This window comes from Zhongshania aliphaticivorans, assembly GCF_902705875.1.
Taxonomy (GTDB): domain Bacteria; phylum Pseudomonadota; class Gammaproteobacteria; order Pseudomonadales; family Spongiibacteraceae; genus Spongiibacter; species Spongiibacter aliphaticivorans_A.
Genome location: NZ_CACSIK010000001.1, coordinates 58,134 through 82,237, shown reverse-complemented (window position 1 = coordinate 82,237; position 24,104 = coordinate 58,134). Strand labels below are relative to the sequence as shown.

At 47.7% G+C, this 24,104-nt stretch carries 26 protein-coding genes; 11 read left to right on the top strand and 15 right to left on the bottom strand.

The window, feature by feature from the left end:
* Positions 1–90: 90 nt before the first annotated feature.
* Together AELLOGFF_RS18120 and AELLOGFF_RS00395 are read left to right on the top strand one after the other, a co-directional pair.
* Positions 91–216 carry a hypothetical protein gene (locus tag AELLOGFF_RS18120; RefSeq protein ID WP_268818541.1) on the top strand — a complete coding sequence of 42 codons (126 nt, stop codon included), beginning with the start codon at positions 91–93 and terminating at the stop codon, positions 214–216.
* 234 nt (positions 217–450) lie between these two features.
* The gene (locus AELLOGFF_RS00395; RefSeq protein ID WP_200842574.1) at positions 451–906 is read left to right on the top strand and encodes a DUF962 domain-containing protein; all 456 of its coding nucleotides are present in this window, start codon (positions 451–453) and stop codon (positions 904–906) included.
* Between the two features lie 16 nt (positions 907–922).
* Here AELLOGFF_RS00395 and AELLOGFF_RS00390 read toward each other — a convergent pair whose 3' ends face one another.
* Both AELLOGFF_RS00390 and AELLOGFF_RS00385 read right to left on the bottom strand, forming a co-directional pair.
* A complete protein-coding gene (locus tag AELLOGFF_RS00390) occupies positions 923–1,702 on the bottom strand; it encodes a methyltransferase domain-containing protein (protein ID WP_159266803.1) in 780 nt (259 codons plus the stop codon).
* Between the two features lie 272 nt (positions 1,703–1,974).
* On the bottom strand, positions 1,975–2,175 hold the full coding sequence (locus AELLOGFF_RS00385; protein WP_159266802.1) for a YdcH family protein: 201 nt from the start codon (positions 2,173–2,175) through the stop codon (positions 1,975–1,977).
* A gap of 229 nt (positions 2,176–2,404) precedes the next feature.
* On the opposite strand from AELLOGFF_RS00385, the gene AELLOGFF_RS00380 reads away from it, so the two are divergent.
* Entirely contained in the window at positions 2,405–3,532 is a 1,128-nt protein-coding gene (locus tag AELLOGFF_RS00380; protein WP_159266801.1) for a nitronate monooxygenase, read from the top strand.
* Between the two features lie 41 nt (positions 3,533–3,573).
* On the opposite strand, the gene AELLOGFF_RS00375 is transcribed toward AELLOGFF_RS00380, so the two are convergent.
* The gene (locus AELLOGFF_RS00375) at positions 3,574–4,188 is read right to left on the bottom strand and encodes a riboflavin synthase subunit alpha (protein ID WP_159266800.1); all 615 of its coding nucleotides are present in this window, start codon (positions 4,186–4,188) and stop codon (positions 3,574–3,576) included.
* A gap of 119 nt (positions 4,189–4,307) precedes the next feature.
* Between AELLOGFF_RS00375 and AELLOGFF_RS00370 the strand changes: the two genes are divergently transcribed.
* On the top strand, positions 4,308–4,574 hold the full coding sequence (locus AELLOGFF_RS00370) for a DUF1145 domain-containing protein (protein ID WP_159266799.1): 267 nt from the start codon (positions 4,308–4,310) through the stop codon (positions 4,572–4,574).
* Between the two features lie 89 nt (positions 4,575–4,663).
* Positions 4,664–5,461, top strand: coding sequence for a ParA family protein (locus AELLOGFF_RS00365; protein ID WP_159266798.1), 798 nt, complete (start codon positions 4,664–4,666; stop codon positions 5,459–5,461).
* A gap of 53 nt (positions 5,462–5,514) precedes the next feature.
* Here the strand turns inward: AELLOGFF_RS00365 and AELLOGFF_RS00360 are convergent, their stop codons facing one another.
* The 6 genes from AELLOGFF_RS00360 to AELLOGFF_RS00335 form a co-directional block, all read right to left on the bottom strand.
* Complete coding sequence (locus AELLOGFF_RS00360; protein ID WP_159266797.1) at positions 5,515–5,988, bottom strand: LEA type 2 family protein; 474 nt, start codon at positions 5,986–5,988, stop codon at positions 5,515–5,517.
* 85 nt (positions 5,989–6,073) lie between these two features.
* On the bottom strand, positions 6,074–6,736 hold the full coding sequence (locus AELLOGFF_RS00355) for an OmpA family protein (protein WP_419183919.1): 663 nt from the start codon (positions 6,734–6,736) through the stop codon (positions 6,074–6,076).
* Between the two features lie 165 nt (positions 6,737–6,901).
* Complete coding sequence (locus AELLOGFF_RS00350; protein ID WP_159266795.1) at positions 6,902–9,640, bottom strand: CehA/McbA family metallohydrolase; 2,739 nt, start codon at positions 9,638–9,640, stop codon at positions 6,902–6,904.
* A gap of 11 nt (positions 9,641–9,651) precedes the next feature.
* Positions 9,652–10,038 carry an MAPEG family protein gene (locus AELLOGFF_RS00345; RefSeq protein ID WP_159266794.1) on the bottom strand — a complete coding sequence of 129 codons (387 nt, stop codon included), beginning with the start codon at positions 10,036–10,038 and terminating at the stop codon, positions 9,652–9,654.
* Positions 10,039–10,194: 156 nt separating this feature from the next.
* Positions 10,195–11,334 carry an alpha/beta hydrolase family protein gene (locus AELLOGFF_RS00340; RefSeq protein ID WP_159266793.1) on the bottom strand — a complete coding sequence of 380 codons (1,140 nt, stop codon included), beginning with the start codon at positions 11,332–11,334 and terminating at the stop codon, positions 10,195–10,197.
* Between the two features lie 255 nt (positions 11,335–11,589).
* Positions 11,590–12,363 (bottom strand): ferredoxin--NADP reductase, encoded by a 774-nt coding sequence (locus tag AELLOGFF_RS00335; RefSeq protein ID WP_159266792.1) that lies wholly within the window; start codon positions 12,361–12,363, stop codon positions 11,590–11,592.
* A gap of 124 nt (positions 12,364–12,487) precedes the next feature.
* Here AELLOGFF_RS00335 and AELLOGFF_RS00330 point away from each other — a divergent pair, with 124 nt between their 5' ends.
* Complete coding sequence (locus tag AELLOGFF_RS00330) at positions 12,488–13,366, top strand: LysR family transcriptional regulator (RefSeq protein WP_159269220.1); 879 nt, start codon at positions 12,488–12,490, stop codon at positions 13,364–13,366.
* A 13-nt stretch (positions 13,367–13,379) separates the two neighbouring features.
* Here AELLOGFF_RS00330 and AELLOGFF_RS00325 read toward each other — a convergent pair whose 3' ends face one another.
* On the bottom strand, positions 13,380–14,591 hold the full coding sequence (locus AELLOGFF_RS00325; RefSeq protein ID WP_159266791.1) for a multidrug effflux MFS transporter: 1,212 nt from the start codon (positions 14,589–14,591) through the stop codon (positions 13,380–13,382).
* Positions 14,592–14,720: 129 nt separating this feature from the next.
* Here AELLOGFF_RS00325 and AELLOGFF_RS00320 point away from each other — a divergent pair, with 129 nt between their 5' ends.
* A complete protein-coding gene (locus tag AELLOGFF_RS00320) occupies positions 14,721–15,218 on the top strand; it encodes a MarR family winged helix-turn-helix transcriptional regulator (protein WP_159266790.1) in 498 nt (165 codons plus the stop codon).
* A 13-nt stretch (positions 15,219–15,231) separates the two neighbouring features.
* On the opposite strand, the gene AELLOGFF_RS00315 is transcribed toward AELLOGFF_RS00320, so the two are convergent.
* The 4 genes from AELLOGFF_RS00315 to AELLOGFF_RS00300 form a co-directional block, all read right to left on the bottom strand.
* Positions 15,232–16,860, bottom strand: a complete 1,629-nt coding sequence (locus AELLOGFF_RS00315) for a ShlB/FhaC/HecB family hemolysin secretion/activation protein (RefSeq protein ID WP_159266789.1) — start codon at positions 16,858–16,860, stop codon at positions 15,232–15,234.
* 54 nt (positions 16,861–16,914) lie between these two features.
* Complete coding sequence (locus AELLOGFF_RS00310; protein ID WP_159266788.1) at positions 16,915–17,808, bottom strand: OmpA family protein; 894 nt, start codon at positions 17,806–17,808, stop codon at positions 16,915–16,917.
* Between the two features lie 186 nt (positions 17,809–17,994).
* The gene (locus AELLOGFF_RS00305) at positions 17,995–18,804 is read right to left on the bottom strand and encodes a DUF4126 domain-containing protein (RefSeq protein ID WP_159266787.1); all 810 of its coding nucleotides are present in this window, start codon (positions 18,802–18,804) and stop codon (positions 17,995–17,997) included.
* Positions 18,797–19,189: a DUF4345 family protein gene (locus tag AELLOGFF_RS00300; RefSeq protein ID WP_159266786.1), complete on the bottom strand. Its 393-nt coding sequence runs from the start codon at positions 19,187–19,189 to the stop codon at positions 18,797–18,799. The genes AELLOGFF_RS00305 and AELLOGFF_RS00300 overlap by 8 nt, the downstream gene beginning before the upstream one ends.
* Positions 19,190–19,320: 131 nt before the next feature.
* Between AELLOGFF_RS00300 and AELLOGFF_RS00295 the strand changes: the two genes are divergently transcribed.
* Positions 19,321–20,106 carry a DUF2889 domain-containing protein gene (locus tag AELLOGFF_RS00295; RefSeq protein ID WP_159266785.1) on the top strand — a complete coding sequence of 262 codons (786 nt, stop codon included), beginning with the start codon at positions 19,321–19,323 and terminating at the stop codon, positions 20,104–20,106.
* Positions 20,107–20,312: 206 nt separating this feature from the next.
* On the opposite strand, the gene AELLOGFF_RS00290 is transcribed toward AELLOGFF_RS00295, so the two are convergent.
* Positions 20,313–21,020: an SIMPL domain-containing protein gene (locus AELLOGFF_RS00290; RefSeq protein WP_159266784.1), complete on the bottom strand. Its 708-nt coding sequence runs from the start codon at positions 21,018–21,020 to the stop codon at positions 20,313–20,315.
* A gap of 78 nt (positions 21,021–21,098) precedes the next feature.
* Between AELLOGFF_RS00290 and AELLOGFF_RS00285 the strand changes: the two genes are divergently transcribed.
* The 3 genes from AELLOGFF_RS00285 (at position 21,099) to rimK (ending at position 24,096) form a co-directional block, all read left to right on the top strand.
* Positions 21,099–22,544 carry a coniferyl aldehyde dehydrogenase gene (locus AELLOGFF_RS00285; RefSeq protein ID WP_159266783.1) on the top strand — a complete coding sequence of 482 codons (1,446 nt, stop codon included), beginning with the start codon at positions 21,099–21,101 and terminating at the stop codon, positions 22,542–22,544.
* 133 nt (positions 22,545–22,677) lie between these two features.
* Positions 22,678–23,130 (top strand): ATP-dependent zinc protease, encoded by a 453-nt coding sequence (locus tag AELLOGFF_RS00280; RefSeq protein ID WP_159266782.1) that lies wholly within the window; start codon positions 22,678–22,680, stop codon positions 23,128–23,130.
* Positions 23,131–23,190: 60 nt separating this feature from the next.
* A complete protein-coding gene (gene rimK, locus AELLOGFF_RS00275) occupies positions 23,191–24,096 on the top strand; it encodes a 30S ribosomal protein S6--L-glutamate ligase (protein WP_159266781.1) in 906 nt (301 codons plus the stop codon).
* Positions 24,097–24,104: the final 8 nt, after the last annotated feature.

The following is a 24,104-nucleotide window of genomic DNA, read 5'->3' as shown; positions in this document are numbered from 1 at the left end:
CGCCTATCCCTGTAACCCACTTATTCCTTGCTTCTTCGTATACTGACTCCGTCATCAAGACAAACTATATTTTACAGACGGAGCAATACCATGACTCATTTACAAGAAGTAGTACAGAACCAAGACCCCAGCGTCATTGCAGAATTAGCAGCTAAATACAGCTTATTAGCTATTGTCGCCGTTGGCATCGCAGCTTGCTTTGTAAGTTTGGTTTAAATAACACAAAGTTCAGCCTGATATCCATCGTCTTCTCAGATTTATTTTATTGCGCGACCATACTCTGCTGAGTTAACTATAAAACCATCATCACACTCAGTTCTGAAGTAATATTGCCGCCAAGCATCGGCGGCAATCCCTTCTCTACCTGACGGAATATGTTACCACAGTCATTGACCCGCCTTCATCATTCACTTAGCGTAATACGTTTTAATTACTCTGTGGAGATCCTCTGTGCGCACGCTTGCTCAATGGCTTGATGAATATAATAGCTCGCACCAAAACCCTCGCAATAAGCGTATTCACTATTGGTGTGTACCTGCAATTGCAGTGTGCACTGTCGCATTACTATGGCTGATACAAATACCTGGAACACCGGTAAATCTTGGCCAGCTGATACTAATTGCCGCCATGTTCTTTTACGGTTATTTATCGGGGCGATTAGCACTAGGGATGCTCCCCTTCGTTATATTAATAGCTGCAGGCATCATGACTTACCAAAGCTATGTTGCCTTTCCTCTTTGGGTACCTGCGGCAGGAATTTGGATTATTGCTTGGGTTTTCCAGTTCATTGGCCATAAAGAAGAAGCCCAAAAGCCATCATTTTTTACAGATATTTTGTTTTTATTAATTGGCCCACTTTGGATTCTTGGCGCGCTGTACGACAAGCTTGGCATTCGCTTCCGCTAAGCCTAAAGCGCAACAATTACTGCGGCAAGCGGCAAAGCAGATGAACATAGCGCCCCAATGCCCAGAATGGCTCGTCTGCGCCGTATTGCCACTCAAGCGCCAAAACGTCATCTAGGCTCCGCTCAGCTCTAACCGCTCTTGGCATTAAATCATAGACAAGACGAATTCCACGTTTGGCAATCACCTCTACACCCGCTTGCTGCAATAAATCTATGACTTGCTCTGGGGTGCGTGGTGATGGCGGTGTCAACCCACCAGGATGACCAGAAAATGCTTTATCTCGTAATTTATAAAGATTGCCCTTCGCCATATTGCTTAAGATAAGGGCATTCACGTTATAAAACATTAAAGATAAATATCCCCCAGGCTTCATACCGGCAACTAAAGCACTGATTACCACCTCTGGATCAGCCACCCACTCTAGCACCGCATGACATAGCACGAGATCGAATACTGACTGATGCGCCTTATCTGTAGCCAATGATTGTATATCTGCGTGTCGAATATCAATATTAGCGCCAAGCCCCGCGGTCTCGATGTCTTCACGAGCCAAGGTAAGCATGTCAGCAGAAATATCATTGAGCAAAACGCTATGTCCCTGCGTGGCGATACGTGTCGCCATTTGCCCCAGGCCCCCACCCGCATCCCAAACCGCCAAATTTTGACCATTATTTAGCACTGGTAATTTGTCGCACAACTCTCGCCAACACAGAGCAAGGCGCAGCTCACCCTTGGCATTCCCATAAATATTTTTTTTAAAGCGCTCGGCAATACCGTCAAAGTTACGGTCTGTCATTTCTCATCTCTGTAACTAAAAAATAGATAATATCGAAGGTAGGTCTAGTGGGGCGCAAGCTTAAGCAAGCTGGTGGAGAATCTCAATGCAAAAAAAAGCCGGAGCATCGGCTCCGGCTTTTTAAAATTTTGACATCCTTTGTCGCATCCAATCCTTTGAACGCCAAGTCATCCTGACAGTGCCTATTATGCCCACTCTTAAAATAAGTAAAAGCAGACAACAGCAACACCTTGCGTGAGAAATATCTCACAAAAGGTTTTCACACCATCGTTTCAGGCATCTAAGTCAGGTATCAACTCGTCTTTTAACCACTGTATTTCATCCTTGATACGCAGCTTTTCCTTCTTTAAGCGCTGCAATAACAACTGGTTCTGATAGGGGTTTGCGCCCAATTCAGTTATTTCCGTATCCAATGCACGATGACGAATCTGTAAAAGTAAAATACGTGCGCTGATGGAGGGGATTTTGTCCATTTTTAAGCGAAATTCCTATACGGGATTAACGAAATCGTCACAATACTTACCATTTTACGCTGCGTCAGCCAGTCAAACCTAGGGCCACCAATATAAAAGAATACTGATCTTTTTAGTCAATAGCGATTGATTACTTACGCCATTGCCGACATCTAAGGGATCCGAAATACTCAACACCTAAACTCATGGCGCCAAGTAATCCTCGCCAAAATAAGTCAGGGGCGTAGTAATGTATACCGAAATATGTAAAAAGCTCGGCATTGAATATCCCATTTTTGCCTTTACCCACTGCCGTGATGTGGTGGTCGCTGTCAGCAAAGCGGGTGGCATTGGCGTTTTAGGCGCGGTAGGCTTTTCTCCAGAAGAGTTAAAGGAAGAGCTAGATTGGATTGACGAACATATTGGCGACCTGCCCTATGGGGTCGATATCGTTATCCCTCAGAAGTACGAAGGCATGGGGGATATGAGTCCTGAAGAACTTGAAAAAGAACTATGGAAAATGGTCCCTCAGGAGCATATCGACTTCGCACAAAAGCTGCTGACAGATGCCGGTGTACCGGAGTGGCCTGACGGCACTCACAGCATGGGCTTACTTGGCTGGACAGAAGCCACGGCTACCCCTTTACTTATGGAAGCATTGACCCGCCCAAAATGTAAATTAATAGCCAACGCGCTAGGCACCCCGCCTGCTGACAAAGTAAAAATGATTCAAGATGGTGGACGCTTAGTCGGGGCACTATGTGGTCGCGTAAAGCAAGCCAAAGCTCATAAAGACGCAGGCTTGGATTTCATCGTAGCCCAAGGTGGTGAAGGTGGAGGCCATGCCGGCGATGTAGGTTCAGTTGTTTTATGGCCCCAAGCCGTTGCCGCTGCCGCGCCGGTGCCCGTGCTTGCTGCCGGTGGGATCGGTACCGGTCAACAAATGCTTGCAGCAATGAGCATGGGTTGCGCCGGTGTGTGGACAGGCTCGCTATGGTTAACAGTGGAAGAAGCCCACGCTGAGCCAGCACAAAAAGACTCGCTACTAAACGCGTCCAGTGAAGACACAATACGCTCACGCTCTTGGACGGGAAAAACGTGCCGCATGTTGAAAAATGAATGGACGGCAGCATGGGATAGAGCAGACACACCAGACCCACTTGGTATGCCACTACAAGGCTTGGTTAGTGGTGATGGAATACGGCGTACAGCACGCTACGCCTCAGTGGGTGAATGTCAAAAAGTCGCCTTTAACCCTGTGGGGCAAGTGGTTGGTCAAATCAATCATATTGAGTCTACCCGCGCGGTTATTTTCCGCTTAGTCACAGAGTATGTTGATGCATTAGAAAGAATAAACCAGCTCATGCCAGATGAGTAATCACCTGTGGCTCCAGCGCCCTCGAAGCTGGAGCCACAAATTTATCCCCTCTCGGCCAAGACTCGCTCAACCGTATCAACGATCACTTGAGTTTGCCGGTCGACTTCAATATTAACCTTATCGCCGACGCGCTTTTCCGCAAATGTAGTTACCCGCAAGGTCTCTGGAATTAAGCACACAGAAAACTGCGCTTCCTCACGCTGATAATCCGCCACCGTTAAACTACAGCCGCTCACCCCCACAAAACCCTTTTTAAACACATACTTACTTAAAGCAATGGGTAGCTGAAAGCGTATTGTGCAATTGTTTGCAGTCTCTTCTATAGCAATAATTTCTGCGCTGCCATCAACATGGCCAGAAATATTGTGCCCACCAATTTCCGCGCCCTGTTTTGCTGAGCGCTCAACATTTACCCGATCACCAACATCCAAGCTCCCCAGTGTTGTTAGGGATAAAGTCTCCTGCATGGCATCAAAAGATACTCTGCCATCCTCAATACTCGTCACCGTCATACACACGCCATCTAAACCAACACTGGCGCCAATGGTTAAGTCTTCCAGCAATACCGGCGGTAAATCGATGAATAACTGGTGCAAACCCGGTTTGCGAACTACTTCCACTAATGGGTAGGCGCCATGCACAATTCCCGTGTACATATATTAATTGTCTCTGAATGAATAAAAGTTAAGTAACAAGATTGTAACAGGACTTGAAGCCCTTAGATCAATACTGCATTATGCAGCCACGTAGAAGAATAACGAAAGGTTCAAGGTTTATGATGACTCTGTTAAAAATTGGCCAGCTCATTTTCTGGATCGCCTTCGCTATTAATTTCGCATTTCCGTTACTGGGCGAAAATAGCCAGTGGCTAACATGGATAGGTATAGGTCTGCTCATTGCCCATGCCATCGAGTGTGTCATCTTTCACAAAGATATTCATCGCGAATACAGCAGTCCGCTAGAAGGCTACATTGTCGTCCTGCTTTTTGGCTTATTACGTACCGGCGAATGGATAGGCAAAAAAAATTCAACCGCCCCCTAAGCCCCGCCAACTGTTATTTGGGCCATAGCGCCTTAACACCAGAGCTGCTAGGATTAGTTTTTCCTATTAGAACCTCTTAGGGCAGCGTAATGAAGCGGGTAATATTCAATCAGAAAGGCGGTGTAGGCAAAACCAGTATTAGCTGTAACCTTGCCGCAATTAGTGCTTGGAAAGGGTTTAAAACCCTACTCATCGACCTTGATATCCAAGGCAATAGCAGTGAATACCTAATAGGCCCGCAATTCCGCGATCTAGAAGATAACGCTGCAGACTTCTTCAAACAAAAGCTGTCACTCTTCGGTAAAAGCAAAGACGCCAGTGATTGTATTTACGAAACCGAATTTGAAAACCTGTATTTAATGCCTTCCAACCCCGAGCTCGCCATTATTGAACGCGAGCTTGAAACACGTCATAAAATCTACAAATTACGAGACGCGCTTAACAAATTACAGGAAGAATACGAGCACATTTATATTGATACGCCACCGGCATTGAATTTTTATAGTCGGTCGGCACTCATCGCTGCAGACTCTCTGGTAATACCCTTTGATTGCGACAGCTTTTCTCAAGGTGCACTGCTAGGACTAATCGAAACTGTTGAAGAAATTCGCGAGGATCACAACCCTGAGTTGATCATAGAAGGCATTATTGTCAATCAATTTCAAGCTCAAGCCAGCCTGCCAACCCAGCTTATTGAAAGTATGAAAGCAGAAGGGCTGCCTATTTTTGACCAATATTTAAGTAGTTCGGTAAAAATGAAAGAGTCTCGTAGCAAGCAAATGCCACTCATTCATTACGCGCCATCGCATAAATTAACTCAACAACTCCTTAGCCTCCACGACAGTCTTAACTCGAAATCTAAGGGCACATCCGCTCAACAGGCATAAGTGCTACGTGGCAGCTTGAACCCTGCCACGTTCTTTTATCAATATGTAACCAATTACGGCGCAGTACTGCCCATACCAACTTTACCGACCTTATTAATCGTTATATCACCTAGACCAAAATTCGTTACCGCAGCGGTCAGGCTTAATTTGTAATCAAGATCAGACTGTAAATTACCCAGAATTTTACTCAAAACCCCAATGCCATTGAGCAGATTTACCTCAACAGGGATAACCAGCTGAGTTTGACCACTAGCCGGTAAACTAATCGCCTCATTTAAACTACCACCAGCCAGAGATTGGCCCTGCAACTCCAAGGTATACCTCAAGCGGCCAAGATTAATTGCAAAACTATTGGGGTTATCCAACTGCAAGCCCACTAACAACTTTTGCTGAAAACCATTCGCCGGCGCCATTTTAATGTTTGTGATTGCCACCTGCGGCTTTTCTATGGGATTAAAACCTGCACAGGCTCCGAGCAACAGGGCCACCGCCAAAACAAGGGTTACTCTATAAGTATTTTTGATCATTGCTTAAATCTCGCTGCGCTCTTAAACACAAACCTCAGACAAAAAAAGGGCGCCAAAATGACGCCCTTTCTTCAAACATCTACTTTTACTGAGTAGGTAACATTTCTATTTCAACACGTCGATTTTGCTCACGACCAGAAGCCGTGCTGTTATCGGCGATAGGGTCTCGTGGCCCATAACCTGTGGTACGAATACGACTTGCCACCACACCTTGGTTCATGAAATAACGACCAACGCTGCCAGCGCGCTGCTCAGACAATGTTTGGTTAGTTTGAAAACTACCAGTAGAGTCAGTGAAACCATTGATTTGCATAATGGTTTTATCGAACTCTTTAGCCACCAACACAACGCTATCTAGAACATCGGTGAAACCACCCTTGATCGCTGAACTGCCGGTATCAAACGTAATATTACCAGGCATGATTAGCTTAATGGTGTCACCAACACGCTCAACACCGACACCTGTACCTTCTAGGCGAGCACGAAGCTTAGCTTCTTGGCGATCCATATAATAACCGTAGCCACCGCCTGCAGCTGCGCCGACAATAGCACCCTGTAAAGCGCCTTTTTTACGATCGTCTTTACTCGATACTGCGGCACCCAATACCGCACCACCCAAAGCTCCCCAGCCGGCACCTTTTGCGGTATTGCTGGATTTTTCTTCTCCCGTATAAGGATCGATACTACATGCTGTAGCAAAAACAGCAGCGATTACTAATGTTGCCCAGCGGCTAACATTTATAGTCATATTCATTGGTGAACTCCCTCGTTCGTCATCGATCTGTGTGCCTGTACCACAATCATGACACAGCTATTATCAAAAAAAACATGCCAATATTCACAGCATTAATTTAAAACTGCACGTTAACTCGTCACATTTAGCACCCGCATTTAAGACAAGTAAACACTAAAACTAGTTCATCGCCTTGGGTGCTTGCCACTTCCGGTCACCATTGGCATCAATATATATAGGATTACTCAAGGCTAATGGTGCTAAATCTGGCATCAGCGCACGGTAAACCGCACCGGGCACCCCACTGACCTCAACCACCACATAAGAATCCGTATCGACAATAAGTTCAACGACTTTATGGTCGCCAGCCTCAACCTTTAACTGCCGGTAAATAGCGCCATTCACCCACACCGTCAGGGTGTCTACCGAGACCCACGGAGCTGTGTCAATTTGTATATGTAACTCTCCACGCTGCCCAGAAAAGGTCTCACCCATGCCAACGTCTGAATAAGCGTCTCTAAGCGTAACCGCCAACAAGGGCCCCGTTGTCATAAAACTATGCCCAGCCCGCACGGCATTAATAAAATCCGCTTCCGCTAAGGGCAGCTGTTTATTTGAATCAGGAATATAAACATAATTCCGAGGTGCCGCCACAACACTGCGAAGACCATGAGAGTCACTATTGCCTGTTGCGGCTCGGCGCGCCCCTTGATTTAACAAAGAAAACCAGTCATCACGAATTTGCTCATATACCGCAAACTCAGCACCATTAAGTACCTCAATGACATCAAAGTCGATATCACGAAAACCTGAAACCGGATCAGGCATCAATAAGCTACGATTATTAGCACTATCTAGGGGCTGCATGGGATCGTAGCTGCTACCGATCGAAAGATGATCAAAGTAGGCAAGATCACTATCAAGCGGGTCGGCCGCCCGAGGATGATTTAATTGAAAAAGTGCATCCGGAGCCTGTTCTCTCACCCCAGCAATCACTTCTCGTAGCGGTCGGTTTTCCACAGCAGGACTGCCGCCGGCAAATTCCATAGGTTTTGCCGTTAATGGAAAGGCATTGCTATGACCTACCGTCATTGGGGCATTAGCGGTGCGAGACATACCGGTCAATTCGCTGCCGGTAATCACTTGTACTCGACCATCTAAGCCCAGTGCAGCAACTCGCCCACCCTGCTCAATTAGCCTATTATGCTCGCTGGCTACTAGGATCTCGGCCCCTTGCGCGACAAAGCTCCGCAAACGCTCATCGAAAGGTAATATAGAATCAAAACTTGCCCCGCTATGAACATGTAAATCCGCAGAGTGCCAATCGCCGCCATACCAAATACGCTTTAAAGGAATAATAGGAAGCTCGCTAACTTTACCGGCAACCACCGTTAGTAGATATTCCTTAACCTCAAATTCCAACCCCCTCGCCGCCAGCACCCGATACTGCCCCGGAGGCAAGTCGACCTGATCGAGATCCGAATCAACCCCAGCCAAGTCAATACGATTACGTCGCAGCATTCCCGGCACCGACACACCCTGCTCGGTAAAACCCAGTAAGTCATTGCCAAATTCTGGTGTTGCCGTATCGCCAAAACCAAAAAAATGCAGGCTCATCGGTATACCACTTGGCAAGCGCAGGGCACCATTTTCACGAAATGCCCATCGACCACTGTCGTTACGTATATCAGCCAAAGAGAGCTCGCGAGTTATTTTTTGCCCCCACGGCGCCGTAGCCTGCATCTTTACCCATTGCACATGCTTTGGCAGACGAATATTAAAACTGCCATCAGCAGCAATTCTGCTTTGAGTCACGGGTCGGTCGTCTTGGTCCCAAACGGCAACAGAAACATCAGAATTATCAGCGTAACCTCGCAACCTAGGCCCCGTGTAAATTTGATCCGTGACCGACGCGACATCGGCGCGCTCGCCTAGCAAAACCTTGAACTTGGCTAGCATCTGCTCGTCCTTTTCCAAGTCCATAAACTGGTTCTGCAGCAGCGACAACCAAGTCAAACGCTCACTTTGAAACCACAGCGGCCTAGTCATCCAACCATGCATACTGTAGTCAGGGAACACGGCTAAAAATGTCGGTAAAGGCTGCCGACTACCATTGGCTTTAATTAGCTCAGCTGAGCGTAACTGAATGCCATAACTTATCTTGGTTTCATAAGTATCTGCACCCACTAGAATATTCCAGTCACTGGGCATCATGCCTTCTAATAGCGACGACACTTTACTGCGATCTATCTCGGGGTGCTCAAAACCGAGGGTTGCATCAGGAATATAGCTAGATAGGCTGAATGGGGTTAAGGAGCGCTGAGAATACAAAGTAAACAGACCGCTCATTTGCACTGGGCGGCCATCACCTATCCGCTCAATCCGCACATCAATCTCGAGCGTATCAACACCTTCTCGCAAGCGGTAAATGACGGTTTGACGAATACCATCACCTTCACCCACGGTAACAATATCGGCATGATCGCCGTCAATTAGTGCACTGACCTTTGAGACCGGAATGGCGGTATCTTTCGCCAAACCTGTCAATATATTCGCGTAGGTCCATTGATCATTGCCTTGTACGCAGTGACCAACATCAATCAGTGTACCGCCGCCAGCAACAATACCGGCGTGATGGTCAACATCACTAACCGCCACACAGATAGAACCATTTGACAGCCACCAATCACCAAGACCAGCGATACCATCTGGGCCACCACGAGGAAAACTATCAAACGTTTCGCGCTTTATTTGCTCTGCGCGTAATAATGATGGCGGTGGTGGCGGTTCTGCAACGGGCAGAAACTCTTCCGCATTTGCCAATCCCTCATCATCGCCGGACTCTTGCGCTAGGCCAGTTGTGCAAAATGCAAACCCCAGTAACAAGAAACACAACAGCCTTTGCCATTTATATATCACTGTCACTCGCCTTAAGCTGCCATCACAAATAATGAGATGCAGGCACCAAAACCCACCATAAACATCAAGGAGCGAAGAGCGTCTTTATTGGTAATATAAAAAATGGGATACAAGACTCTGGCCACTATAAATACTTCTGCCGCAATCGCAGATTTAGCCGCGTCAACACCCGCTAAATGCGCAATAAGCACCGCTGCCGTAAACACGGGCAGCGCCTCCCATGCGTTCTGTTGGGCGGCATATGCCCTTGCACCCGCCCCTTCTAACTGGGCATATTGTGCACGAGGGTGTTTATTATCCGCCTTGCCAAACTGCTTGCCGCGATAATATCCGCCCACTCCTGCCGTCAATATTGGGAGCAAGCACGCTATAAACACACACCAAAAGGCCACTGTCATCGTTATTCTTCCTTAGCAAATACTCTTAAATGCGCTTTTGTATTTCTACGCATGGGGCCAACATCACAACAAGCTGAATAAAAGTATTTAATATAACTGTCCATCTAGGTTTGTGGAAACCCTAACGAATACCTTATGCAATCAACACACTTTAGGCTATCTCATTGCCCGAGAAACACTCACCTCAGGAATTTCTTCAGGATAAATGCGGTACAAATACTCTCCCGCATCCTGACGTCGCAATTCACTCAAAGCAAACTTAGATTCAAAAAATGCAAAGACGGCTGCGACGGTCAACCACTGCTGACGAATTGGGTTCATTGCCGGCGGCAGAGGATCCATCGTGCATAGCTCTGACTGCGGCACAAGCAATATTCCCTCGTCAGTCTTGCCTATTTCTTCAGCCCATGACTCGTCTTGGGTCTTTTCCAAACCACGCGTCACTATGCTACAACCCAGCAAATCCGCATTATCAAGCCACCGCAAATAACTGCCTGGGGTCGCGTAGCCTGTATGAGACGCGTTATCCATGGTCACCAAAACCGCCCCCTCCACGTTGGGTAATATTGTCCCGGCATTGGTGTCGTAATCAATCATTGCATCTATGGGTGACGCAACCATCATAAAAGGAATATCTCTAGACTCATAAAAAGCGGGCCCAAACATAAACACTGGGCCGGCAATGGATACCGCCGCCGCTATACGTAAATCGGCGTTACTAGGATGAAATGCCGCTAAAGTAGAGGTCATGCCACCCAAAGATAAGCCCATTACACCAATATGACTCTCATCAATACGATCGTAAAATTGATGTCCCAACTCAGCGTCCCACGACAAGAATTGATCAATCAGAAAACTAATGTCTCCAGGCTGATAAACAACATCTTTCACCAACGGCCCACCGGGGGCGCTCATATTAGTAAGCGGGTAATCCATTGCCGCAACAATATAGCCATGACTTGCAAGATGTTCCGCGAGGTAGCTGCCACCAGTACGTGAAGACATAAAACCGTGGCTATAAATGACTAATGGAGCCGGCCCCACTAGATTTTCCGAATACCATATCCGCGTTTTTAAATGGCGCTCACTGCTGCCATTATAATCACCATTTTTTTGGGTAGGACGAGTGTCATCAATTAACGTGACATCAAAATAACTGACATCGTAACTCCCCTGCTCTAACCATTGGCGGCTCTGCGAATTTTCGGGTAAGGGCTCCGGCAACTTGCCAAATTTAACATAAGCACCCAGCCCCAATAACAATACCGTTAACAGCAATACCGTTTTTTTAAACATAACTCTCTCTTGCCTAGACTTAAGCCAATAGCTAACTTAACAAGGCTACTATTAGGACTCCACAATAAAACGCCTGCGACCTAATAATTACCTAAATAAAGCCGGTCAGCGTAGAGCTACGCTGCCGTAAAGACAACAGCTGATAGGTAAAATCAGTATGCTTTAATGAGGAAGTCACAAGAACAGTAAAAGTAACACCAGCAATAACGCAAAAGGCCCCTAAAAAGGGGCCTCTTCAAAAATACAAAAACAACATCAATGTTCGACAAATGCTCGCTCAATAACGAAGTGACCATAATTACCGCCACGGGTCTCTTGAAACCCTGCATCGTTAAGCATGCGACAAGTATCTTTTAACATACTCGGGCTGCCACAAATCATAAAGCGATCATCATCAGTATTTAGCGCCGGCAAACCAATATCCGCCATTAACTTGCCGCTGCGAATCAAATCTGTGAGACGTCCTTGATTAGCAAACTTCTCGCGAGTAACCGTGGGATAGTAAACCAACTTATCACGGACAATATCGCCAAAGTACTCATGTTGTGGCAAGTGGTTGCGGATAAAGTCTTGGTAGGCCAGCTCACTCTCATAACGAACCCCGTGCACCAGTACGATTTTTTCAAACTTCTCGTAGACCTCTGGGTCTTTAATAATACTCATAAAAGGGGCCAAGCCAGTACCGGTACTCAGAAGGTATAAATTTTTACCAGGCAACAAATTATCAGCCACTAAGGTACCCGTTGGCTTGCGGCTGACCAGCACCTCGTCACCCACTTTGATCTGCTGCAATTTCGACGTTAACGGGCCATCAGCCACTTTAATACTAAAGAACTCCAGTTCATCCTCATAATTCGCACTCACAATGCTGTATGCACGCATCAAATTGCGCTCACCCTGTTTTAAACCGATCATCGTGAAATGACCGTTTTCAAAGCGAAATGACGGATCGCGGCTAGTCTTAAAGCTAAATAATGTGTGATTCCAGTGATGCACGCTGGTAACCCGTTCAGAAACTATATTGCTCATAGAAAACCCCTTTTCAGTATTAACGTCCACACCGCGTTATTTGTCTTGCTTGCCAATACTGTAAGGGAAGGCTATGCTATCGGCAAAATGACTTATAATGATTTTTGATATCGACTTTACAAATATGCACTACACTCTACGCCAACTCGAAGTTTTTCTTGCCGCCGCTCACACAGAAAACATCACCCGCGCCGCAGAACAACTCTCTATGTCACAGTCAGCCGCCTCAAGCGCGCTTAAAGACCTTGAGCAACAGTTCTCAATACAGCTCTTTGATCGCATTGGTAAACGCTTACAAATTAACGAACTCGGCCGCGCCCTGCGCCCACAAGCACAGGCCTTACTCGATCAGGCTATTGCCCTCGAACAGGGTTTCCGTCGCCACGACCAAGTGGGTGAGCTTAATATTGGCGCCACCCTAACCATTGGCAACTACCTTGCTGTTGATATTATGGCGGAGTTCATCAATCGCTACCCCGCGGCAAAAGTGCAGTTAAATGTTGCCAATACCGCAACTATCAGCCAACAAGTTTTAAACTTCGACTTGGATATTGGTCTTATTGAAGGTGAATTACACCATCCAGATCTGGACGTAACACGCTGGCGAGAAGATGAAATGCAGATATTTTGCAGTGCAAACCATCCACTCGCCAACAAAACCCAGCTCAGCGATGCAGACTTACTCGGCGCACAGTGGATTTTACGAGAAGCTGGCTCGGGAACTCGGCAAGCGTTTGATCGAGCAGTAAACGAACTCCTGCCAGAATTAAACATCCGCCTAGAGTTACAGCATACCGAGGCAATAAAACGCGCAGTTGAAACGGGGCTGGGAATTGGCTGCCTATCAACACTATCCTTACAAACCGCTTTTGAGAGTGGTCGGCTGGTGCCCTTAACCGCGCCCAATCGAGATTTTAAACGGTACTTCTACTTTATTTTGCACCGTCAAAAATACCGCAGCGAAGGTATTTTGCGCTGGTTAGAACTCTGCGAACAAAGTTAACCGCCGTCAAAACTTACTTAGCCGCATCTGCCAGCTCAGCAAAAGCGTCCTTTGGCGGTTTGGGCACCACCCATAACGCAATCGCGGCGGCAACAAACATCGTAATTGTCATCGGCCACATTTTTTCACTCAAAAACAATGTAGACACCACACTAACTAAACCGGCAATAAGATATTGAGCACTACCTAATAATGCCGAAGCAATACCGCTGTGATGCGGAAAAAACTGTAAGGCACTTGCCTGTGAATTACCCATAACACCGCCCAACGCCCCGACACTGGCCATAATCAGCGGCACCGCAATCCACAAGGGCGGCATAAACCCACTACTTATCAGCAACGCCGCAGTAGCAAAACATTGCAGCACCATCGCCTTAGGTAATATTCGAGCTGCGGGAACCCTATTTAAGAAATAATTATTCACTCGGTTTGCAACCGCTAAAGTCACGATGTTGGCGGCAAACAACATGGAAAACTGGGTTTCCGTTACGCCGTAGTGATCAATATAAATCAGCGCTGCATTAGCTAGAAATGTCACCATGACACTAAAAGCTAAACCCTGAGACACCAAATAACGCATCGCCACACGGTTACTTAACACAAAACGATAGCGTGCCACCAAGCCTTCTTGAGCAGGCGCCATCGACGTCGCCAAGCTCTTTGATGATCGTGGAACAAACAGTAAGGCCATGAGAAATACTAATAGCGTATACCCAGCTAAAACAAAGAACACCATGCGCCAGCCACTTACACTGTACAAAAAAGTGCCAATGCTTGGGGCAACTGCAGGCGCAATAATGGTAATTAACATAATTTGCGAAAACAGCTTTGCGGTTGCCTGCCCCTCAGTGTGATCACGAATAATGGCAGGGACCACTACCGATGCAAAACCACCGCCCAAAGCCTGTAAAAACCGAGCCACCCAAAAAACGTGCAACACATCAGTGGAAGCAATGGCCAAACTCGCGGCGGCAAAAATCCCTAAACCAATATATAAAACTGGCTGTCGGCCAATATAGTCACTAATTGGACCACCGAAAAACTGGCCAAAACTCAGACCCAAAATATACAAACTTACTGTCACCGCTATATCTTGCACCGGCACAGCCAATTCGCCCGCAATAGCAGGAATGGTTGGTAGGTACATATCAATCGCCAATGGCGATAACGCAAAAATCAACGCCAATGCAAGAATTACGCGTAAGGGCGGCATTGAGGAAATCATAATTAGTCCGTATTTATCTTTCCGGAAAGATAGTATCTGGAAATTATCTTCCCAGCAAGATAATATTCAATCGCACACCGGGTAAAACACGGCTTATTACACAACTTAAATCCTACATCGAGATTGAAAATGAGCGATAAACGCATCTCTATTGCCAGCCTACGTTTACGTCAAAAAAGCAATTGGCCAAGTATGTATGAAGCCACACATCCCGCCGTTCTTAGAATACTTCGCGCAAGCGATATTTTTATGGGGCAAACCGCACAGAGCTTAAAACATCTCCAGCTATCTCACGCCGAATTTGACGCACTTGCCACCATTCGCGCTCAGCCGGCACCTTACCAAATTTCCCCTACGGAATTATGTAAAACCTTGCTCATCAGCTCTGGAGGACTAACCAAACTGTTATATCGGCTAGAGGCGGCAGGCTATATTACCCGTCCACCAAGCTCAGAGGACAGGCGTAGCTTACTAGTTCAGCTCAGCCCTAAAGGAAAAGAAATCATTGAATCACTCGTCGGCCCAACCAAAACACTGCACACTGAGCGCCTGCGCAACTTAACGAGTGAAGAACAGCAACAACTCGATAATTTATTGGACAAAGTACTGGCCGATTACGAAAGCTAAAGGCCAAGCCTTATTAAAACGTCCAACGCAACCGCCAGAAGAAATCACTCTCTAAGGTCTCGATATACGCCTTGTCAACGACATCATCCATAACGGACACCGCCGCAACGAGCTCAGTTTCGAAACCAGCACCGAGCTCAACACTTAAACGAAGACCGGCATCAGCCACAGACTGATCCGAACCTAGCTCTCCAGACACACCATTGAAACTGCTGGCACCATATTCAGCAAAAGCTATCAACTCTAATGGCAGCCCAAAAACACGGTGCTTGGCAGTGATGGCAGCGTGAACAAAATAACCATTATCACCAATCAATACCCCCGGCAAATACGCACTGAGGCTATTCATGCCCCCCAAGACATACTGCTGCTGCTGAGGCAATTGGGTATCGTCTGTAAACTGAGCGTCTAAACTCAAGGACAATTCGTAACTGGGACTTAATGCATATTTATAGCCTAGCTTGGGACGCAGCATTATAAAATCAGCAGAACGCTGCCCCACGCCAACACCGTCACTACTATCTGATTCTAAACTACCGCCATCGCCAACCCCGCCCCGTATTGATAACTGGGCTTTAAAGTAAGAAGGTGAGTCAGCCAATGCGCCACGCGATGAAAATTTCGTACCGAGCTCTAGAGTTTGATACGACTCATCTAATAAGGGTTGTGCCTGTAAGTCCGACTGAATCTCTGAGTTTACATACTCAAGGCGCTCAAAAATCGACCAGCGCCGCACAGGGTTGCTATAGAGCACTTGCTCACCTGATAAGGTGGCAATATCAATTTCTGCATCTAAATTAATCGCCGAAGTACCTGAGGGCGTACAGGCGATTAACGGTGGCAAGCAAAATCCTCCCCCGGCATTGGTCGCAACCTGAGGCTGGCGCTGATACTCAATATGGGTAAGGTCCACACCATATAAACCAAAGGTAAACGGGTGCTCAACACTAAAATCAACTTGTTGGTAACCGTCGCCATCACCAGCCTCACCAAATTCTTCAAATATGGTTTTATAAGCAAGGCTCGCCTCTGTACCGGATGCAAAACGATGCCGCACACCAGCCACACCAAAATACCGCCCCAAAAACCGACTGCCTTTATTGTTCATTTCCAGCACTACATCGGTAGCGTCATGATCCGTAAGCGGAACCTCTCTAAAGTCGAGGATGACTTGATCATCGTAGTGCTGCTCATAGGCAATGCTATACGCTAGACCGGCCCGCTTAGCCTGGAGATCTGCCAACACCCTAGCACGATCAAACTCAGCCAAACTTAAATCATCATCACCCACAAGCCCCTGAAAATGCGCTGTGATCGCTTTATCACCTCGAATTCCCTTTACGCTTGCCTGATTCACGAGAACGGTTACGGTATCATCAATGCGAAAATAGCTAATGCCAACCAATAAATAACCGGCATTATAATATCGTCGTGTTAGGGATGTTATCGCCGCTGACGGCGTGTCTGCCGCGGCCAAAATTGATGTAATTTGCGCCGGTGATAAATATTTATTCCCCACTACGCGCATGGTAATACCCGCTACCACGGCGGTAATCGCCTCTGCATTTTCCAAGGTCGCAGCTTCTATTTGGGTATGAGTCGCTAGCTGCGGTGGCATTACCGGTGGCAGATCAATTGCCATTCATTTTCTCCTAAACTTTTCGGCTTATTTGGGGCTGAACCGCCCCAGAATTACTCAGAACGTCTGACGCTCTATCACTTTCAATTCCACACGCCGATTCATTGCACGACCTTCGGCACGGCTATTATCTGCTCTCGGTGAGGCTTCACCGTAACCCTTAACTTGTAATCTTGATCTTGCGATACCGAGCTGAACCAAATAATCCCGTACTGACGCTGCCCTCGACACCGACAACTGCAAGTTATACTCAGCATCGCCGGCATTATCGGTGTAACCTCCAACCTCAATGAGAGTCGCCGAGGATTGCTTAATCATGTCGGCAACAGTGGTGAGAATTTCTTGTGCCGCAGGGTTTAGTTGATGGCTATCATTCGCAAACCAGACGCCTTCCAAGGTCAGGCCCCGTGGGCCATCTAGATAACAGCCATTAGCCAATACTTTTTTCCCTGGGGGCGTCTCCAAACACTGATCGTCCTGATCACAAACACCGTCGCGATCAGCATCTGTGCACTGATACGGCTGAGATTGTATTTGGCCAACAACAAACACCGGGTCAAGGTTAACCAGAGGTATCAGGGCGGGCTGATCATCGGCCGGTGAGGTCGGGGTAAACACGGCGTCCACAATATTATCCACTACCGAGACCACGGGTATATCCATGGCTAATAAATCGGTTGATTCCTGGTCGGTCAAGCTCAACTCAGCGATACCACCGTCGAGCACGCCATCGCCAACACCACCCAATACTTCACTAACAACACCATCAAGTGCAGTGACGGTGTCATCCAAATCAATACCCACCGCCGATGTTACTGGCGTTACAACGTCAAGAAGACCTGTTTGAGTCAGTATATTTTTCAGCAATCCAGCCTGAACGGGCATACACACAAAAATTGCAGTAAATACCAATATCACCGCAAATACGCGATTATGTTTTTGTTCCATCATGTAAGCCGCTCAACCCTTAAGCTATAAATTGGTTTGTACTAGTCAATGCTTAAAAACGCTGTGCACAGAGACTCAGTCATAATAAACATCCATATATGAAGTTTATTCGAGATAGCCCCTGCTTTAAAAGCAACTATTTCTAGGAAATACCGTTTTGTGATTAGTAACCCAAAACCACTCGGCCACTTACTTACCAGCAATCACAGAGGCTTTGGCCTGCTCAAACTCAGCATCGCTAAGCGCACCAGACTTATGCATTGCCTCCAGCTCCTGCAAAGCTTCTACCAAGGTTTTCTCATCACGTCGAGGTGGCGCATACCCAGCCGTAAGTAGCGTATCAGCCGGCAGTATTCCACCACCGCCAACATCTAGCGCTTCGCGGGTTTCGTCCACCAAGCCCAACCATTGGCCAATTTTTCTAAAAATTCGCGCAAGTCCTCGCCACAATTTGGGAAGCAGCCAAATCAACAAAAACAGAAAAGCAACAAAGCCGATTAAGAATAACACCGGATGATTTAAAGCTACCCACAAACCACCAAATACCGCCACATCTTCAGTAAACGACGCCAGCCAATTGCTGACCGGCTCCGGTGAAGTATTAATTAACACTCGCGTACTGGCTTTTGCGGCATGCGTTACCGAGGTGACCGAGCCCCCCACAATACCCGCCGCAAGTTGCAACGCGGGACTCACATCACCCACAGTATTAGCGGCAAGCAGCGCGCCGGCAGGAATGCGGATAAACGTGTGAAGCGCATCCCAGCCGGTATCCACACCGGGAACCTTATCGGCAAAAAACTCCACGGCGTACATTAACCCAGCCGCCAACATCACCGCCGGATCCTGCACAATCTGTAAATTTTCAGGCAATTCAATGTTACCTGTAGAACCGCCAAAACCTAAAACTAAAATCGCCGCATACAGGTTAAGCCCACTTGCCCACGCCACCCCCATCGTCAGAGATATCACCGCGATTAGTTGCTGGTACTCATCCATTGTCTTGTTCTCCGCTTCGCTGTAACTGGCGAGCCAGCAGCAAGCATATCACTACTGTACTGATTTCGAAGCCCAGTGCGGACAAACTATAGATAGAGACATCCCCAGCCAACACCAAACCAATAAGCCGGCCAGCACCGATTCCGCCGGCAACCACCCCATTTAAAAACAGAACATGACAGCGCCATGATGGTCGCAATATCGCAAATAGTACCGCGGCAGCAATGGCCAGCTCCATGCCACCGTACATTGCCCGCAATTCTGCCTCTCCTGTTGCATTTAATGCTGCCACTCCAGCATATGACGACAACGCAGCAGGGTCGTAAAGCAACCAAGCCCCAATCCCAAACCAGCTCAACATTAAATAAATCAAAAATATCAGCATCTAAGGGCTCCGTTTTATTTTTCTATGCCTGAGAAACCACGATGACCGAAAGCGTCACTCAAATAGACCGCTACGGTCACTCTCTTTATACACCAAGTCGCTAATATCGTAGCTTATTGTGGAGAAAACCAATGTCAACGACAGCAGACTACCCCGAAAACCCAGATTACGGCCGCGGTCGCTATCGCCGGCGCATACGACTAAGCAACAACGGCATGCGGGTTTATGGCGAACTTGAAGACACCCACCATGCTTTTCGCTGCACGGTGAGCCATGATGGGCATTACGTTACAGATATTCAAAGCGACGTGATACGGATCCCTTTTGACACCTGCCCCAGTGCATCCGCGCCAATTCGTAAATTAATTGGCTTGCCGCTGTGTGATGACATCCAGGAGTTAATCCCCAGCACAGATACGCAAGGAAACTGCACCCATTTACTCGATCTCACGCTAATGACGATACGTCACGCACGCAGAACGCAAACTGAATGGCTTTACGATATCTGTATTGAAGATCAGCTTGATGGGCAAGCTGCCCGCACTGAAATAAGAACAAATGGCGAACTTAGCCACAGCTGGACAACATTAAACTGGAGTATTGTTGAACCCGAGATACTCAAAGATAAAGTGCTATATAAAGGCTTTAGTAAATGGGCCAGCGTCGAATTTAGCGGCGACCAAAAAGAGGCCGCATTTGCGCTGCAAAAAGGCTATTTTGTCTCTAGCGCGCGACGTTACAATTTAAATACTCAAGCGGGCCAACCGGCAATAAAAGAGGCCCAAGTAATGCAGGGGGCATGCTTTACCTATAGCTCCCCTCAAATAGAGGTCGCAGTACGCACTGCCAATAATGCCCGTGACTTTAGTGACACGCCCGAGCAGCTTCTCACCTTCCAAGAACCAAGCAAATCGTGAGCTATTTCACACAAAACCCTATGTGTACGCACAAATACGAATATTTTCGACATGCTGCTGCCGTTAATCTACAAGCATCAACTTGTTACATGCTTCCAAACCACGGTCTCCATAGTAGCACCCCCGCTTCGCACCCGTTTATAGGGTGCTTTTTTTTGGCTGGACATAAAACAGTCAATGTAAATACACCCGCCATCGCCAAACCCTTACTTCAACAGAAACACCACATTCAGGTTTGCGCTAACGGTCTCTTTGCCCAACAACATTGGCGCCGCGCTCATTTTGGCATCCATCATGACCATTCGCTCCTGACGGATAGGTGCACTCGCCCCTTCATCAATATGGTATACCCCTGCCAGCCGACGCCCAAAACCAGCCGCCAACGTTGCCGCTTTAGCATTGGCATCGGCCATGGCCGCTTGCAGCGCTTGAGCCATCAGCTCATCGCGATTAGACACGTCAAAACTCACATTACCCAGCTCTGTTATACCCGCCTGCACCAAGGCATCAAGCACAGCGCCGTAACGATTCAATTCATTCAGCGTCAGGTCAATGCTGCGTTCAACGCGCTGACCGCGCAGCAAACGCTTGCCATCCTGCCACTCATAATCCGGGTAAATTCGTATCTGCGAAGCGCGAATATCCGTATCTGGAACACCCTGCTCACGCATGGCCGTCAACACCCGAGCGGTGCGCTCATCGACGCGAGATTTGGCATCCACCGCGGTATTACGAGTTTCCGAAATTTGCAGCTGCAAACGCGCAATATCTGGCAGCGCCTCGGCCTCGCCGTGTGCAGAAACGACCACATGAGGCGAATCTGGCAGCGTCTCTGCAACCGCCAACACTGGCAGCAAAGCGCACACAACAAACATGATTTTCCGATTCAAACTATGACCTATTCGGCTCTTCATTTACCTATTCCTTATCAAAAATATTATTAGCCTACTTAACATTCACCACTGCATGACAATAACTACAAGGAGAATTTTATGAGTACACCAGATAACAATCCCGTTCTAACAGCAATGCACACTACCCTAGAGCGGCAGCGCAAACTAGTTACGGCCAGCCCTGTAAGTGCCGAGCTACGTATTGACCGCCTGTCACGAGCCATCGATCTTATTTTTGATAATCGTGACCGTATCGTCGACACCCTAAGCAAAGATTTTGGCCACCGCAGTAGCCACCAATCTCTCATGTCTGACATCTACGCCACTATTGAGTGCCTCAAACACAGTAAAAAGCACCTAAAAAAATGGATGCGAGTAGAGACACGAAAAGCGCCATTCCCCATGAACATCATGGGCGGAAAAGCGAGGGTAGAATATCAACCCAAAGGCGTCATCGGCATTATCGGCACCTGGAACTTCCCATTAAACACCGTGTTTGCGCCACTGGCGGGCGTACTTGCCGCCGGTAATTGCGCCATGATTAAGTGCTCCGAAGTCACCCCAAAGACCGGCGCCCTGCTTGAAGAGCTAGTAAACACGTATTTTTCCAACGACGAAGTGGCCGTATTTAATGGTGGACCAGATATTGGCGCACACTTTTCTGCCCTGCCCTTCGATCACCTAATTTTTACCGGTGCGACCAGCATCGCGCGTCATATACTTCGCGCCGCCGCCGACAACCTTTGCCCAGTGACATTAGAGCTGGGAGGAAAGTCACCGGTTATCATCAGCAATAGCTACCCCCTTCACGACGCGGTAGAGCGCATTTTTTCTGGAAAAGTTTTGAATATGGGGCAAGTCTGCCTGTCGCCAGATTATGTGTTTGTGCCGGAAGACCAACTGGATGAATTTTGTGATGCGGCAAGTAACTACGTTTGTACTTTGTTTCCCAACGTCCTTAACAACCCAGATTACAGCTCCGTGGTGAATGCGCGCCACTACCAACGGTTGAGCAGCTATCTTGACGATGCGCGCGACAAAGGCGCCGACATCCGCGAAATAAACCCCGCTAATGAAGATTTCACCCAGCAACAAAATAGCCATAAGATGCCGCTAACCCTTATCGTGAATCCCAGCGACGATATGCTGGTGATGCAAGAAGAGTTATTCGGTCCCATCATCTGCATCAAAACCTACACGAACCTGGACGACTGCATCAATTTCATCAATGATCGCCCCCGACCGCTGGCGCTTTACTACTTTGGTAAAAACCCCAATGAGCAACGCCGCATACTAGATTCAACGGTTTCCGGTGCGGTGACCATCAATGATGTTATTTTCCATGTAAGCTGCGAAGACCTTCCTTTTGGCGGCATTGGCCCCAGCGGCATGGGCAGCTATCATGGCCTTGACGGTTTTAAAACGTTTAGCCACGCCAAAGCGGTTTATAAACAAAGTAATATCAACCTCCAAAAGCTAGGCGGCATGCTGCCACCCTACGGTGACAAATGTGATAAAACGCTCAATTCCATGATTAGAAAATAAAGCACCCCACTGCGGCGACAAGGTGAATTTACTTTGTCGCCGCGCATCGAAAAAACCTGCGTGAAAAGCTATTCCCCAACACACTAAGTCGCTATGCTGGCGGTCTGAACGTCTGACTATAAAGAGGCCTCATTTGGCACAGACAACATTAGGATGGCGAGAGTGGGTTAGCCTGCCCGAGCTGGGAATCAGCGACGTCAAAGCAAAAATTGACACCGGTGCACGCAGCTCTTCGCTGCACGCGATCGATATTAATCCGATAGATGAAAACGGTGAAAAGTGGGTAGAGTTTAAAGTTAACCCCGTACAACACCAAACGAGCACCCTAAAACCCTGTCGAGCTCGAGTTAAAGACTATCGGCAAGTCACAGACTCTGGTGGCCATCGTAGTATGCGCTACGTAATAGAAACCACGCTCTGTATTGGCGAACAACAATTTACCGCAGAAGTGACACTGGCAGACCGCTCGCAAATGATGTTCCGGATGTTATTGGGCCGTACCGCAATGAAGAACCGCTTTGCCGTCGATCCAGGAAAATCTTACTGTGTAAGTCAAAAACCCTCGCCGCCATCGGGAACTATTTAAGCGCCCAGCGGATCACAGCACACCAGCCGCCGCCCTGCACAACAACGAGATACTTTCATCATGAAAATAGCCATACTATCACGCAATAAACGCCTCTATTCCACCAGCAGATTGGTTGAAGCTTGCATAGAACGCGGCCATGAGGTGCGAGTACTAGACACCCTCAAATGCTATATGGAGCTGAGCTCTCAAGAACCTGTGGTCTGGTATAAAGGTGAAAAGCTAGAGGGCTTTGATGCCATTATTCCTCGCATTGGCGCCTCTATTACTCCCTACGGCCTAGCCGTTATTCGCCAATTTGAAATGCTGGGCACTTACAGCCTAACCGAATCGGTTGCATTAGGACGATCACGAGACAAATTGCGCGCCCTGCAATTGCTGTCCCGTAAAAATGTCGGCATGCCAATATCCAGTTTCGCCCATGATGTTCACAATACCAAAGAGCTCATCAAACTGGTTGGCGGTGCACCGGTTGTCGTCAAATTACTAGAGGGCACTCAGGGGCGTGGCGTGGTATTGGCAGAAACAGCCAAGGCAGCAGAAAGTGTGATTGACGCGTTTCGTGAATTAAAAGCCGACTTCCTCGTTCAAGAATTTATTAAAGAAGCCGGCGGCGCCGACGTTCGCTGCCTAGTCATTGGCAAGAAAGTGGTTGCCGCCATGCAGCGAACTGCCGCTAGCGGAGAATTCCGTTCTAATTTGCATCGCGGCGGCACGGCCGAGCTTACTCGCCTCACACCTGCCGAGCGCGCTACCGCTGTAAAAGCGGCGCAAATTATGGGCCTTAATGTGGCCGGTGTTGATATTTTACGCTCGTCCCGCGGCCCATTGGTCATGGAGGTAAATTCCTCACCTGGCCTTGAAGGCATAGAATCTGCCAGCAAGAAAAATGTGGCTGGCGAAATCATAAAATTCATTGAAGAAAATGCCGGGCCGAATAAAAATAAGACCCGAGGCACAGGCTGAAAACACCA